At 31.7% G+C, this 12,764-nt stretch carries 16 protein-coding genes and 4 tRNA genes; 8 read left to right on the top strand and 12 right to left on the bottom strand.

The genetic code is table 11. From position 1 onward, the window contains the following. Positions 1-9 precede the first annotated feature (9 nt). From purC to DZ67_RS0101515, 8 genes are all read left to right on the top strand, one after another. Positions 10-717 carry a phosphoribosylaminoimidazolesuccinocarboxamide synthase gene (purC, locus tag DZ67_RS0101480; RefSeq protein WP_024790558.1) on the top strand — a complete coding sequence of 236 codons (708 nt, stop codon included), beginning with the start codon at positions 10-12 and terminating at the stop codon, positions 715-717. Further along, positions 714-953 (top strand): phosphoribosylformylglycinamidine synthase subunit PurS, encoded by a 240-nt coding sequence (gene purS, locus DZ67_RS0101485; RefSeq protein WP_024786940.1) that lies wholly within the window; start codon positions 714-716, stop codon positions 951-953. The genes purC and purS overlap by 4 nt, the downstream gene beginning before the upstream one ends. Next, positions 953-1,618, top strand: coding sequence for a phosphoribosylformylglycinamidine synthase subunit PurQ (gene purQ, locus DZ67_RS0101490; protein ID WP_024786941.1), 666 nt, complete (start codon positions 953-955; stop codon positions 1,616-1,618). The genes purS and purQ overlap by 1 nt, the downstream gene beginning before the upstream one ends. Beyond that, positions 1,615-2,721, top strand: a complete 1,107-nt coding sequence (locus tag DZ67_RS10190) for a peptidoglycan DD-metalloendopeptidase family protein (protein ID WP_024786942.1) — start codon at positions 1,615-1,617, stop codon at positions 2,719-2,721. The genes purQ and DZ67_RS10190 overlap by 4 nt, the downstream gene beginning before the upstream one ends. Next, positions 2,718-3,677: a hypothetical protein gene (locus tag DZ67_RS0101500; RefSeq protein ID WP_024791712.1), complete on the top strand. Its 960-nt coding sequence runs from the start codon at positions 2,718-2,720 to the stop codon at positions 3,675-3,677. Before DZ67_RS10190 ends, DZ67_RS0101500 begins: the two co-directional genes overlap by 4 nt. Then, complete coding sequence (locus tag DZ67_RS0101505) at positions 3,661-4,356, top strand: lysophospholipid acyltransferase family protein (protein WP_024786944.1); 696 nt, start codon at positions 3,661-3,663, stop codon at positions 4,354-4,356. The genes DZ67_RS0101500 and DZ67_RS0101505 overlap by 17 nt, the downstream gene beginning before the upstream one ends. Positions 4,357-4,418: 62 nt before the next feature. Next, a complete protein-coding gene (gene crcB, locus DZ67_RS0101510; RefSeq protein ID WP_024786945.1) occupies positions 4,419-4,805 on the top strand; it encodes a fluoride efflux transporter CrcB in 387 nt (128 codons plus the stop codon). Continuing rightward, the gene (locus DZ67_RS0101515) at positions 4,802-5,644 is read left to right on the top strand and encodes a zinc-dependent peptidase (protein ID WP_024790563.1); all 843 of its coding nucleotides are present in this window, start codon (positions 4,802-4,804) and stop codon (positions 5,642-5,644) included. The genes crcB and DZ67_RS0101515 overlap by 4 nt, the downstream gene beginning before the upstream one ends. Before the next feature lie 177 nt (positions 5,645-5,821). Here DZ67_RS0101515 and DZ67_RS0101520 read toward each other — a convergent pair. The 12 genes from DZ67_RS0101520 to DZ67_RS0101575 form a co-directional block, all read right to left on the bottom strand. Beyond that, positions 5,822-5,898 (bottom strand) — tRNA-Asp (locus DZ67_RS0101520). A gap of 15 nt (positions 5,899-5,913) precedes the next feature. Further along, positions 5,914-5,989 (bottom strand) — tRNA-Val (locus DZ67_RS0101525). 2 nt (positions 5,990-5,991) lie between these two features. Beyond that, positions 5,992-6,067, bottom strand: a tRNA-Glu gene (locus tag DZ67_RS0101530). A 2-nt stretch (positions 6,068-6,069) separates the two neighbouring features. Beyond that, positions 6,070-6,145: transfer RNA gene (locus tag DZ67_RS0101535), tRNA-Lys, on the bottom strand. Between the two features lie 83 nt (positions 6,146-6,228). Beyond that, positions 6,229-6,564 carry a hypothetical protein gene (locus DZ67_RS0101540; protein ID WP_024786947.1) on the bottom strand — a complete coding sequence of 112 codons (336 nt, stop codon included), beginning with the start codon at positions 6,562-6,564 and terminating at the stop codon, positions 6,229-6,231. Continuing rightward, a complete protein-coding gene (locus tag DZ67_RS0101545; protein ID WP_024786948.1) occupies positions 6,561-7,493 on the bottom strand; it encodes an NAD(P)-dependent oxidoreductase in 933 nt (310 codons plus the stop codon). The genes DZ67_RS0101540 and DZ67_RS0101545 overlap by 4 nt, the downstream gene beginning before the upstream one ends. A gap of 107 nt (positions 7,494-7,600) precedes the next feature. Further along, positions 7,601-8,104, bottom strand: a complete 504-nt coding sequence (locus tag DZ67_RS0101550; protein ID WP_024786949.1) for a 4Fe-4S dicluster domain-containing protein — start codon at positions 8,102-8,104, stop codon at positions 7,601-7,603. A gap of 10 nt (positions 8,105-8,114) precedes the next feature. Beyond that, positions 8,115-9,197: a hydrogenase large subunit gene (locus DZ67_RS0101555; RefSeq protein ID WP_024786950.1), complete on the bottom strand. Its 1,083-nt coding sequence runs from the start codon at positions 9,195-9,197 to the stop codon at positions 8,115-8,117. Then, positions 9,185-9,559 (bottom strand): NADH-quinone oxidoreductase subunit C, encoded by a 375-nt coding sequence (locus DZ67_RS0101560; protein ID WP_035907001.1) that lies wholly within the window; start codon positions 9,557-9,559, stop codon positions 9,185-9,187. The genes DZ67_RS0101555 and DZ67_RS0101560 overlap by 13 nt, the downstream gene beginning before the upstream one ends. After that, positions 9,549-10,040, bottom strand: a complete 492-nt coding sequence (locus DZ67_RS0101565; protein WP_024786952.1) for an NADH-quinone oxidoreductase subunit B family protein — start codon at positions 10,038-10,040, stop codon at positions 9,549-9,551. Before DZ67_RS0101565 ends, DZ67_RS0101560 begins: the two co-directional genes overlap by 11 nt. A gap of 2 nt (positions 10,041-10,042) precedes the next feature. Then, a complete protein-coding gene (locus tag DZ67_RS0101570; protein ID WP_024786953.1) occupies positions 10,043-10,870 on the bottom strand; it encodes a complex I subunit 1 family protein in 828 nt (275 codons plus the stop codon). Beyond that, the gene (locus DZ67_RS0101575; RefSeq protein WP_024786954.1) at positions 10,867-12,717 is read right to left on the bottom strand and encodes a proton-conducting transporter transmembrane domain-containing protein; all 1,851 of its coding nucleotides are present in this window, start codon (positions 12,715-12,717) and stop codon (positions 10,867-10,869) included. The genes DZ67_RS0101570 and DZ67_RS0101575 overlap by 4 nt, the downstream gene beginning before the upstream one ends. Between the last annotated feature and the right edge of the window lie 47 nt (positions 12,718-12,764).

The raw sequence follows: 12,764 nt of genomic DNA on the forward strand, positions 1-12,764 counted from the left end.
GGAGAATAAATGCAACTTTTATATGAAGGAAAAGCAAAAAGAATATACAAAGCGCAAAATCCGGATGAAGTAATATGTGAATTTAAAGATTCCCTGACAGCTTTTAACGGTGTAAAAGCGGCAAGCGAGAGTGGAAAAGGAGAATTAAACTGTGCCATTACCACACTGATTTTTGAAGCTTTACAAAAAGAAGGAATACCGACACATCTGATAAAACAGATAGACAACACTAAACTGCTTGTTAAAAAAGTCGATATAATTCCAATAGAAGTGGTACTCAGGAACATTGCGGCAGGAAGCCTGTCTAAAAGGCTTGGACTTAAAGAAGGTAAAAAACTGCCTTTTACCATAATAGAATTTTATTATAAAAATGACGAATTAAACGATCCTTTAATAAATGACGACCATGCAATGATTTTAAATTTGGTAGATAATAGAAAAGAACTTGACATATTAAGAGAATACGGCAGAAAAATAAATGAATTCTTAACCGGATTTTTCGATAAAATCGGGCTTATTTTAGTTGATTTTAAAGTGGAATTCGGCAAAGACAAAAACGGAAATATTATTTTGGCTGATGAAATAACACCCGACAGCTGCAGATTATGGGATAAAAAAACAGGTAAAAAAATGGATAAAGATTTATTTAGATTCGATTTGGGAGATATTAAAGAGGCATACAGTGAAATATTGGAAAGATTAAAGGAAGCAAAATGAAAATAGCCATAAATGTTCATTTAAAAAAAGGGGTACTTGACCCTCAGGGAAAAGCTGTAAAGCATGCTCTTGAAACGCTCGGCTTTAATAATGTGGAAGACGTAAGGGTCGGAAAACAGATTTTACTAAACATAAATACAGATAACAAAGAAAAAGCAATAGAGGATGCTAAAAAAATGGCAGACGAACTGCTTGCAAATCCTGTAATTGAAAATTATGAAATAGAGGTTAAATAATGTTAGTGGGGGTCGTTGTATTTCCGGGTACCAATTGTGACAGAGACACCAAATGGGCTTTTGAAAAAATAGGAGCTAAGGCTGAATTCATCTGGCATACCGATAAATTAAAAAATTATGATTTGGTAATACTCCCCGGGGGATTCAGCTATGGAGATTATTTAAGAAGCGGGGCAATTGCAAGATTTTCTCCAATAATGAATGATGTAACAGAGTATGCAAAAAAAGGCGGCTTTGTTCTTGGAATTTGTAACGGTTTTCAAATTTTATTAGAATCACATCTTCTCCCTGGTGCCATGACAAGAAATGAGAATTTGCATTTTATTTCCAAATTTCACTATTTAAAAATAATAAACAATGAAAATAAATTTTTACAAAATTTTGAAGCCGGAGATATTATAAATATTCCTATAGCACATGCGGAAGGCAATTATAAAGTGGATAGTGAGACTCTAAAAAAAATGTATGATAAAGGGCAGGTAATATTAAAATACTGTGATAAAGACGGAAAAGAATTAAATCCAAACGGAAGTGACGACTCCATAGCCGGTATATGTAACGAAAATAAAAACGTATTCGGGCTTATGCCCCATCCGGAAAGGGCAATGGAGAGCATTTTGGGAGGAAATGACGGTATAAAAATGCTTGAAGGATTCTTAAAATGAAAAAATTATTACTTTTTTTACTTATACCGGTTTTTATTTTAGCGTATAGAATTGATATTCAAAAATGGAATAAATTTTCCACATTTTACGGATTTTTAAAACAAAACAGCCTTCCATATTCAATTTATTATAATTTACCGGCCAAGCTTAAAAGATATGTAAGAAATATTGCCAAAAACGAAACAATTTTTATATTAAGGGAAAACAATAACTTTAAAGAAGCCTTGATTCCAATAAATTCACAAAAACAGCTGCAAATCATAAAAAATAACAACAAATACTTTACCAAAATTATTCCTATAATTTACAATACAGAAGAAAAAAAAGTTCAGGTTACAATAAACAGCTATTTAAGTTATGATTTGTATAAAGCCACACATTTAAGCATTTTAACCAATAAAATAATTAATATTTTTAATGACAGGGTAAATTTTAGAACACTTCCAAAAGGAACGACAATTTCAATAATTTATGATGAAAAGAAAAGGTTTTCCGAAATCAGGGATGTAAAAATTGTTTTTGCACAGATTAAAAACAGATTTTACAGCGTTAACGCATTTTTAAATCCTATTGATAACAGATATTATGATGAAAAAGGAAGAAGTCTTAGGGGAATGTTTTTAAAAGCTCCTTTAAGATATACCAGAATTTCTTCACCTTTTGGAATGAGATTTCATCCTATTTTACATAAATGGAGAATGCATGACGGTGTTGATTTTGTAAATAAAATAGGAACACCAATCCACTCTGTAGCCGACGGTAAAATAATTTACAAAGGATGGATCAGGGGATATGGCAGAAGCGTTGAAATAAGACATAAAAACGGATATATGACTTTGTATGCGCACCTTCACGGATTCAAAAGGGGAATATATGTAGGTAAATGGGTTAGACAGGGGAGCGTTATAGGATATCTTGGAAACAGCGGACTCTCAACCGGTCCCCATTTACATTTTGGCGTTATGCACAATGGAAAATGGGTTAACCCCTTAAAATTAAAAAACAATGTAAAAATCACCCTTTACGGGAAAAAGAGAAGAAAATTTTTTGCATATATTAAACAGTTTACAAAAGAAAACAATATTAATATTGCTCTAAAATGAGAATAATCTTTTTTTTATTTTCTTTTTTATTTTTATATGCAGGCAATTTAATAATTACGTACCCCAATTTACAGAAATTTTATTACAAAAACCAAATTATTAATTTAAAAGCCAAACTTATTACCCCAAATATAACGGATTTAAATTTTTCTTTAAATAAAGGAGAAATAAATTACACAAAACAAAATCCTTATGTTTATTTATTAAATTTAAGATATAAAAACGACGGAAACAATACATTGTTTATTACATCCGGCGATTTTAACAAAAGCATAAATCTAAGTTCATTATATAAAACAAAAGCCGTTGAAAATATTCCAAAATTTTGTAATGTTACAGCACAAAATTTAGAGATAATAAATCCTATTTCTACCAATATAAACAATAAAATTTTATTATCATTTACTATTAAAACAAAAAATGCAAATTTAGAGGATTTTAAATTAACAAATGATGAAAATCTTACTGTGATTAATAAAAACGAAGCCGCCTATTTTACCTATTTACCAAAAAATACCAAAAATTTTATTTTTTATTATTTTAATACCGATATTCAAAATTACAAAAAAATATCTATACCGATAATTTTAAAAGAAAAAACAATAAGTACACAAACAGATATTAATCCGGAAGAAAAAACGTTTTTTACCCCTGTAAACATTCTTATTTTAGTTATAATTGCATTTTTTATATTAATTTTCTTAATTTATCAAAAAATTTTATTATTGATAATTCCGATTATTTTATCAATTTACCTGATTATCTCCATTTTTCCAAAAGGAGAAAAGGTATTAAAAAGAAATTCCAAAGTCAGAATTTTACCGACACAAAATTCAACGGTTTTTTATTCGCCTATAGTGGATACAAAAGTTGAAATTTTAAATATCAAAAAAAATTACACAAAAATAAAAATTGACGGTAAAACAGGATGGGTAAAAAATGAAAATCTTAAATAGTATTATCTCTTATTTAAAATTAATAAAAGCCGGTATCTGCCTGTTAATTACAGGGGCTTTATGCGGAATCGATCCTAAAAATGAGCTTAAATACCGTAAAAAATGCTCTCACATTCTTACAAATATGATTGCAAAAAAAGTAATTATAGAAGGCGAAATTGACAAAAATGCCAATATATTTTTAGGAAATCATACTCACAATTTAGATATAGCATTATTTGAATCAGTAATTGATGAAAAAATAATATGGATTGCAAAAGCGGAACTTGGCAAAATACCTGTCATTAAATATATGCTTACAAAAACAGATATGATTTTAGTGGACAGAAGCAATAAAGCTTCCACAATCAAAATGATTAGAGAAATAAAAGACAGAATTAAAAGAAATCTTAAAATAGCGGCTTTTCCGGAAGGCACAAGAAATAAAAAAAACCCTAAAAAATTACTGCCATTTAAAAAAGGCCTCAAAGGGGTGGTTGAAAAACTAAATTTAAAAGTTCAGCCGTTTGTAATAATAAATTTACCGTTTGCTTTTAAAAAAAATCCCTTTAGGGTGGAAAAACAGACAATAAAAGTTATCTTTTTACCATCTTTTTATCCAAAAGACAATCCAAACTGGTATGAAGATATGAGAGAAAAAATGCAGGAAATATTAAATAAAGAATATAAAAAATGTTGAATGATAAATGTTAAATGTTAGATAATGAATATTGATGTTGAATTTTAAATTAAAGGAGAGTTATGAAAATTGACACAATGTTAGCTATTGGAATAGGAGGATTTATAGGTGCAATTTTAAGAGCCTATACCGCAGGACTTGTAAACAGCGCTTTTAAACATGATATCCCTTTCGGAACATTAAGCGTTAACTTAATAGGAAGTTTTTTACTCGGAATATTTATAGCATTAATTCAATACGGAGCCATACAAAACGCCCATTTGAAATCACTCCTTACCACAGGGATGATGGGAGCATTTACAACCTTTTCAACATTTGCGGTTGAAAGTTTTTTTCTTATAAAAAACGGCCTTATTTTCGAATCACTTTCATATATTTTACTTAATGTAATCGGAAGTATAATATTGGCAGCCGCAGGATTTAAAGGTATAGAAGCCATCCTTAGATGAAAAATTTTAAATATCTTCTAATTTTTTTATGGTTTTTCCTTTTTATTTATCTTTTTTTTCAAATAATTGAATATATCAAATACAAAAAATGGTTAAAAAAAATTGAAAAAAACCCTCCTCCCAAAAAAATTTTGGATATCTTAAAATCTATTAAATATTATGAATTACTTCCTGAAAATCTAAAAAAAATTATAAATTTTAAAATTCAATGGTTTTTAAAAGAAAAAAAATTTTTCGGTATTTATACAGATATAAATGATGAAATAAAAACAAAAATCGCTTTTTATGCATGCCTACCCACTGTAGCTTATAAATATTTCTGTTATCCAAATTTAAGTTATATTTTTGTATATCCCAATACAATCATTTTACACAAAAAAGAAATTGAAAATATCATCTCCAATGAAGAAATATTAATAGAAGGAGAAGCGACAAAAGACGCCGTAATAATAGTATGGGACAAAGCAAAAAAAGAAATTCATAAATGTCACAGAAACGTAATAATACACGAATTCGCACATGAAATAGATTATAACAACGGAGCTATGGACGGAATACCCCCTTTGGAAGAAAGTAAAATAAAAGAATTTGCAAAAACAATGTTTAAAGAATATGAAAAATTTAAAGAAAACACCATTAAAGGAAGATTTTTGGGAAAATATCATCTTCTTGACAAATATGCCACAACAAACAAAGCAGAATTTTTTGCAGTTATGAGTGAATATTTTTTTGTAAGACCGGCAATTTTAAAAAAACATTTTCCTGATATTTACAAAGAATTGAAAAATTTTTATAAAATAGATACATATAAAATTTTAGGAGAAAATATTTTTTGCTGAAAAAAATAACTCTAACTAAATGCAGATAATAAAAAAAACTACAAAGATAAAAATAATTAGTTAATTATTTTAAATTATATTATTAATAGAATTTTTTATATTATATTTATAATATTAAATTTTAAGTGTCAGTCACCATTAAATACAATTTTTAATCTCCCATTATCCGTTAAATAGTGGCGGAGCCGACGGGACTCGAACCCGCGACCTCCGGCGTGACAGGCCGGCATTCTAACCAGCTAAACTACGGCTCCGTATGATAAAATATATGGTGGTCGCTGCAGGGCTCGAACCTGCGACCCCCAGCTTGTAAGGCTGGTGCTCTCCCAACTGAGCTAAGCGACCCATGGCGTCCCCAACGGGAGTCGAACCCGTGTCGCCGCCGTGAAAGGGCGGTGTCCTAGACCTCTAGACGATGGGGACAATGGTGACCCGTGTTGGATTCGAACCAACGGCCCTCTGCTTAAAAGGCAGATGCTCTACCGACTGAGCTAACGGGTCAATTGCCTTTGTGGACTGAAATTATAAGAAAAATTATACTTTATGTCAATAGAATCTGGCTTATTTTTCATATTTTTATAAAATTATTTATTTATAATAGGGTTTTTAGGAATATTTAAAATATCATTTACACTGTCTTTGTGACACTTCGTACAGGTATTCAATTTTTGATGCTCCGGAACAGGCGTATGAATAAGTTTTTCCCTACTGTGACAGTCAAAACAGTCGGCACCGCATTTATCCATTCCTTTTTGAGGATGGTTTGGATGGCATTTTGTACAGCTTTTTAAAAAATGATGTTCTTTGTAATATCTGTTTTGGGGATTATTTTCCATTTTCTTTAATTTTGGATGACATTCTATACAATCACTGCTGCATGCAAATAAAACAGCTCCTATAAAAAGAATCAATTTCTTCATTTACACTCCTTGTAATCCTTTTTACAGGCTTCTTTTAAGCAATATCGCGGTATTTTTCCGGTTAAAAAGTCCATTAAATTATCAAGACTTATTTGCATTATTCTAAAAAGAGCTTCTTTTGTATAATAAGCCATATGAGGGGTTGCAATAATATTTTCTTTTTTGCTCAAATTCCAATCGGGCAATACATCTGCGGCAATAATACCGTCAAAAGTTTCATAAACTTCTTTTTCAATAATTTCGGCTCTTGCCGGATTTATAATTACACTGCCTTTAAATTTTGAAATATTGTTTTTATTAATCAAATTTTTTGTATTAGGAGTCAAAGGAAGGGCAATAAATAAAAAATCACTATTTTCCAAAACTTCATCAAATGTGCAAAAATTAATACCTAGCTTATCATATATCTCTTTTTTTGTTCTTGAAAAACCGAATATTTCAGCACCAAATCCTCTTGCTATTTTTGCAATTTGTAAACCAATAGTACCTAATCCTAAAATACCTATATTTTTACCCTCAATTTCCGTACCTTTTAAATCTTTATAATTCAAATTGCCGTTTTTCAGCCTGTTTATTGCAATATAAAGTTTTCTATTTGCTTCAAGCAACAGTCCGTAAGCAAATTCCCCTACGGCAGGACCGGCATATCCTCTTACATTACTTACTTTTATTCCCCTTTTATAACATTCAACCAAATCAATATGGTCATATCCTGTTGAGCGGGTTTGTATATATTTTAAATTAGGAAATTCATCCAAAATATTTTTATCAATTTTAGAATGGACAAAAACACTTATCACATCAAAATCATATCTTTTTGCCTCATTGACAGTTTTTTTGTAAAAAAACGCTTCCACATCAATATTTTTTAAATTTTGCTTAAAAAACTCTTTTTCTTCTTCCTTTATTTCAAAAAAAGCTATTTTCATTTCCCATCCTTTTTGAACAGATATTCATATTATAACTCTAAAAATAATTAGTGTCAATAAAAAAATCACTTAAATAACTTGTAAGAATTTAATAAAAAAGAAGAAAATTAAGAAGAAGCTTCTTTTTTTGCAGCCTGTTTTTTTAATCTTTGCTGTTTTTTATAAACTGAAAGTTTTTCCCTTGATTCTTTAGCCCTCGCTTCCAACTCTCCCCATTTTTTTTCCAGCTCTTTAGGATTATCTATTTCTTTTATAAAATAGCCAAGCCCTTCTTCTTTATAAACTACACGTCCCAAAGGAGGCATTCTTTTTTCAGACTGCATAAGAGCTTCATTTACTTTTGGACATACACTTATACAGGCTCCGCAGTAAATACATAAATAAGGATTATAATTGTATTGCTTTTTTCCGCTTTTAACATCTACCACTTCAAATTTAATTGCTCCGGGAGGGCAGATATTTTCACATTTATCGCAAAAAATACAGTGCTCTTCATTGTAAATAATTAAACCTCTGTATCCTTTAGGTTCGGGGGAGGGCTCGAACGGATATTTTATTGTTTCTGGTTTTGAGACAAGGTTTTTTATTGATTCAATAAACATTTTTACCATTATTGCTCCTTTATCTTGCCGTACAGCTCATACAAGGATCAAAACTGAGCACAATTGCCTGGGCATCCGAATATTTAGCACCTAAAAACAGCTCTTTTAAAATCGGGATATTTGCATATGTAGGCACTCTTATTCTAACCCTGTCCATTACTTTTTTATTGCTGCCTTTTAAATAATAAAAACACTCACCCCTAGGTGCCTCAACCCTCACCACAGTTTCTCCGTTCGGTCTGCCTTTTACTTTGACTTTATGTTCACCTTCAGGCAGGTTATCCAATATGTTTTCACACATTTCAATTGAATTTAAAACCTCATCAAACCTCACCATATTTCTGGCCCACACATCACCCTCTCTTCTTAACTGCATTTTATACCCGACTTCTTCAAAAGGAAGATAATCAAATTCAACCCTTGCATCGGTTTCAAGCCCGCTGGCCCTTGCAATAGGACCCGCAATATTATATTTGGCAGCCATTTCTTTGGAAATGACCCCTACTCCTTTTGTTTTAAGACCAAATGTATAATCGCTGTCGTTAAAATCCATTACTTTTAAAACATTTTCTTTTAATTTTTTTAGTTTTTTCTTTGCAAATTCAACTATTTCCAAATCAATATCCCTGCTGACACCACCTATTACCTGATAATCGTACTGAACCCTGTTTCCGGTAATTCTCTCGAGAATATCCATAACATCTTCTCTTGCCCTGAATGTCTGCATAAAGAGATTTTCATAACCCACTACCTCGGCCACATGTCCGTTTGCAAGCATATGTGAATGAATTCTGTCGAGTTCAACTACAAGCATTCTTAAATAATCTATTCTTTTATTAACTTCCACATTCATCAACTTTTCCAATCCATGAACAACCGCCCCTGCATGGGTAATAGAACAAAGACCGCATACCCTTGCCGTAAGATAAGGTAATTGATTATATTCAAATTTTGTAATGGCGGCTTTTTCTATACCTCTGTGAACATATCCTATATGGGCTTCTACTTTCGTAATAATTTCATTTTGGGTTTCAAATAAAAAACTAATCGGCTCTGGCAAAGCTACATGTTGAGAACCAAAAGGAATTACTATTTTTCCCATGAGCTGTCCTTTCTAAGAGGTGCTTTAGGCGCATCAGGTGCAATAAATACACCCTTTGCCGCATTTTCCACATCAAGTCCGAATAAATCTGCAAGTTCCCATTCGCTAAGCCAGGCTGACGGAATAATATTTACAATACTTGGTATTTTTGCATCATAACTGACTTCCGGAATTCTGAAAATTTGAATAATATTTTTTTCTTTATATTTGGAAAAAAGCCAGTCAATCTGCAGTTTTCCGCCTAAATCTGTGGCATTTACGGTTATATAATGCCAGATATTTTCGTCATAAAAATTTTTAATCTCTTCTATTACATTTTCAAGTGTAACTTCTTTTATTGTAATTTGTGGATTAATCGTCATTATTAACTCCTAATTTCTCATAAATTTCCCCATGATTTCTCATATATTCCTTTTCTTTTGATTTAGTCTGCCAGATTTCAATAGCTTCAACGATTCCGTCAATCAAAGCTTCTACCCTCGGGGCACATCCGGGAATCCAGACATCAACGGGAATAATATTATCCACCCCGTTTTCAACATGGTAAAAATTTCTAAAAATTCCGCCTCCGTGCGCACATGCGCCCATCGCCACAACTACCTTGGGTTCAGGCATTTCAAGATACAGCCTTCTTAAAACATCTTTGCAGTTTTTTGTAACAGGACCTGTCACCAGTAAAATATCAGCCTGTTTAGGATTTCCTTTATTTAACGCTCCAAATCTTTCAATATCGAATTTCGGGGCAAGAGCCGCCAAAATTTCTATATCGCAGCCGTTACATCCGCCGGTGTTGTAATGTAAAATCCACGGTGATTTTTTTCTGTATTTACCAAATAAACCCATAACTACCTCCATAAAGCGAGTAATATAATATTGAGTGCGGCAAGAGGGATTAAAACAACCCATGAAAATTTAACCATTTTTCTAAAATCAAGTCTTGCAGTGGAATTATCAAGTATATTTACAAATAAAAAAGCAAAAATAACCAGAATTGATCCTAAAATATAATTACTTCCTCCAAATAAAAATACAAAGAAAAAGACATAAATATATTCTATCCACTTACCTGTATATATTGCTTCGTAAAAAGGGCCGCTATATTCTATTTCCGGACCCCCTATAATTTCCTGATGGGCTTCCGCAATATCAAACGGTGATTTTTGAAGCATCATAGGAATAATTAATAAAAATGATAGAAAAACAAGAGGCAGCTGATAAACAGGGGCTTGAGAATTTAAAATATCTTTAAAATTAAAACTTCCGCTTACTAAATAAAAAGCCACCGCCATTAACACCATAAATGGCTCATAACTTATCATATGCATAAGCTCCCTTAACGCTCCCAGTGCAGAATATGAACTTCTTACACTGCTTGCACCTATTACGAGAGCCAAAACAGCCAAAACATGGAAAAATACAGCTATTAATAAATCATTTCCCAAAAACAATACAAACAGAGCAAACCATTCCGCCACAAAATACATTATTCCCATTAAAGCGTGAAGAGAATGTATCATCATAGGTCTTTTATCCATAAGTTTTGCAAAATCATAAAACGGCTGCATAAGCGGAGGCCCCATTCTTCCCTGTATTCTAGCTTTAACTTTCCTTTCAATTCCAAAAACAAATCCTCCGATAACAGGAGCCAAAATGGCAAATATTAACCAAATCATAACAAACCTCCTCCGAGAACTACAACTAAAATAAATAAAGCTATCGAAAATGCTATAAGAATATTTTCATATTTTTTAATACATTCAAAATTAAATGTACCTATATACTTTGGAAAAATTTCACCGCAGTTATAAGGATGAACTGTGTCTACCTTAAATTTAACAAGATAAGGCAGGGCGTGAATCAGTGTAAGTATTACCATAGCTCCTAAAATCTGCCAAAAATAAAGCGTGGAATTACCCACATATAAAGTTAAATGATCGGAAGTAACAGCGGCATACGCCCCTGTTATGCTGTTTGCCACGGGAACGACAAAATCGGCTATAAAAGGCGCAATAAAAAGTCCGAGGGCAAGAAGCCATAAATAATACCAAATTGATACAAAATTAAATCTTTTAGGAAGCGAAATAAATTTAATATTTGAAATTCCGTGAGTTTTTCTAACACTGACTCCAAGAACTTTCATATATAATACGCTTAAAAAAGCACTTCCGGCACCTACATATAAAATCAATATCATATAACTCCCGTGACTTAAAAAATTACTTGCTTCCTCAATCATTAACCATTTACCTATAAAAGTACCAAACGGAACAAATGTCATATTTAAAAATCCGAAAAATAAAAACATAAGTGTAAGGGGGGCTTTTTCAATCAGTCTTCTCATCTGTTCTATATATTTTATCTGAAACACTTTTTCAAGTATACCGGCTTCAATGAATAAAAATCCTTTTGCAAACGCATGAAAAATAATAAGAATGATACTTGCAACCACTGCAACCGGAGTACCTACTGCGGCTGAGAGCATCATAAGACCAAGCAGGGATATTGTTGAATAAGCAAGTATTCTCTTAAAATTATTCTGTGTCAGAGCAATTATCGCAGCCACCACAAAAACATATCCTGTGGCTATTATTAACAGTTTTGCTAAAAGTGTCCCTTTGATAATGGGAGAAATTCTTAAAATTAAAAAAGGGGCGATTTTTACCATTGTAGCGGAATGAAGTATTGCACTTACAGGAGTTGGCGCCACCATTGCACCGAGAAGCCATTTATGAAACGGCATCTGGGCACCTTTAACAAGCGCACTGAGAGACAAGAATCCAAGTCCCGCCAAAGAAACAGATGCGGGATGATTTAACAAATCACTAAAATGATAAATTCCGTTTACATGAATAAAAATCATCAAAGCGATTAAAATTGCAACACCGCCTATCTGGTTCATCCATAAAGCCAAAACAGCATTATTAGTGGCTTCCTCATCTTTTCTGAAACCTATTAAAATAAATGAAGCAAGGGTGGTTGTTTCAAACAGGGCAAAAAACCATTCAATATTATTAACGCTTACAGCAAAATTCATAACACCCAAAAACCATATTATAATAGCCACAAATCTATGTTTTTCTTTTTCGCCATATTCCATATATTTTGTGGCATATATAGCAATGGGAACACCGACCAAAGCAACAATAAAATAAAATAATTTTGTTAAATTATCCACAAAAATATCAGGAGTGTCTGAATAATTTTTCATTAATAATACAATTATTAAAAAAAGAATTTGAATTATTGCCAAAGATGTTACCAAAAAGGATTTTTTAATAATCCCCTGGTATAAAAAATATCCCAAAAGTCCGAAATCATATACACCGATAAGATAATTCAGGAATTCGGGGGTTGAAATCAGAGGATATGAATGGTTGATATAAGCAAGAAATGCAAATATAATAAGCAGAGGTAATGTCAAAAATGTTAAAAAATTTGTTACTTTGTCATTTTTGGCATAAAAAATAAAAAACGCCAGAATCCAGGGAGTAACTATATTAAAAAAGACTATCCAACCCATTATAGCTCCTTGAAATTAAATTAAAATAAATTATACCTAAATGAACA

It is taken from the genome of Lebetimonas sp. JS138, assembly GCF_000523335.1.
Lineage (GTDB): Bacteria > Campylobacterota > Campylobacteria > Campylobacterales > Nautiliaceae > Lebetimonas.

What these genes read in the sequence shown, in the direction of transcription:
- purC (WP_024790558.1), top strand. Translation starts at nt 10, where the DNA reads ATGCAACTTTTATATGAAGGAAAAGCAAAAAGAATATACAAAGCGCAA.
- purS (WP_024786940.1), top strand. Translation starts at nt 714, where the DNA reads ATGAAAATAGCCATAAATGTTCATTTAAAAAAAGGGGTACTTGACCCT.
- purQ (WP_024786941.1), top strand. Translation starts at nt 953, where the DNA reads ATGTTAGTGGGGGTCGTTGTATTTCCGGGTACCAATTGTGACAGAGAC.
- DZ67_RS10190 (WP_024786942.1), top strand. Translation starts at nt 1,615, where the DNA reads ATGAAAAAATTATTACTTTTTTTACTTATACCGGTTTTTATTTTAGCG.
- DZ67_RS0101500 (WP_024791712.1), top strand. Translation starts at nt 2,718, where the DNA reads ATGAGAATAATCTTTTTTTTATTTTCTTTTTTATTTTTATATGCAGGC.
- DZ67_RS0101505 (WP_024786944.1), top strand. Translation starts at nt 3,661, where the DNA reads ATGAAAATCTTAAATAGTATTATCTCTTATTTAAAATTAATAAAAGCC.
- crcB (WP_024786945.1), top strand. Translation starts at nt 4,419, where the DNA reads ATGAAAATTGACACAATGTTAGCTATTGGAATAGGAGGATTTATAGGT.
- DZ67_RS0101515 (WP_024790563.1), top strand. Translation starts at nt 4,802, where the DNA reads ATGAAAAATTTTAAATATCTTCTAATTTTTTTATGGTTTTTCCTTTTT.
- DZ67_RS0101540 (WP_024786947.1), bottom strand. Translation starts at nt 6,564, where the DNA reads ATGAAGAAATTGATTCTTTTTATAGGAGCTGTTTTATTTGCATGCAGC.
- DZ67_RS0101545 (WP_024786948.1), bottom strand. Translation starts at nt 7,493, where the DNA reads ATGAAAATAGCTTTTTTTGAAATAAAGGAAGAAGAAAAAGAGTTTTTT.
- DZ67_RS0101550 (WP_024786949.1), bottom strand. Translation starts at nt 8,104, where the DNA reads ATGGTAAAAATGTTTATTGAATCAATAAAAAACCTTGTCTCAAAACCA.
- DZ67_RS0101555 (WP_024786950.1), bottom strand. Translation starts at nt 9,197, where the DNA reads ATGGGAAAAATAGTAATTCCTTTTGGTTCTCAACATGTAGCTTTGCCA.
- DZ67_RS0101560 (WP_035907001.1), bottom strand. Translation starts at nt 9,559, where the DNA reads ATGACGATTAATCCACAAATTACAATAAAAGAAGTTACACTTGAAAAT.
- DZ67_RS0101565 (WP_024786952.1), bottom strand. Translation starts at nt 10,040, where the DNA reads ATGGGTTTATTTGGTAAATACAGAAAAAAATCACCGTGGATTTTACAT.
- DZ67_RS0101570 (WP_024786953.1), bottom strand. Translation starts at nt 10,870, where the DNA reads ATGATTTGGTTAATATTTGCCATTTTGGCTCCTGTTATCGGAGGATTT.
- DZ67_RS0101575 (WP_024786954.1), bottom strand. Translation starts at nt 12,717, where the DNA reads ATGGGTTGGATAGTCTTTTTTAATATAGTTACTCCCTGGATTCTGGCG.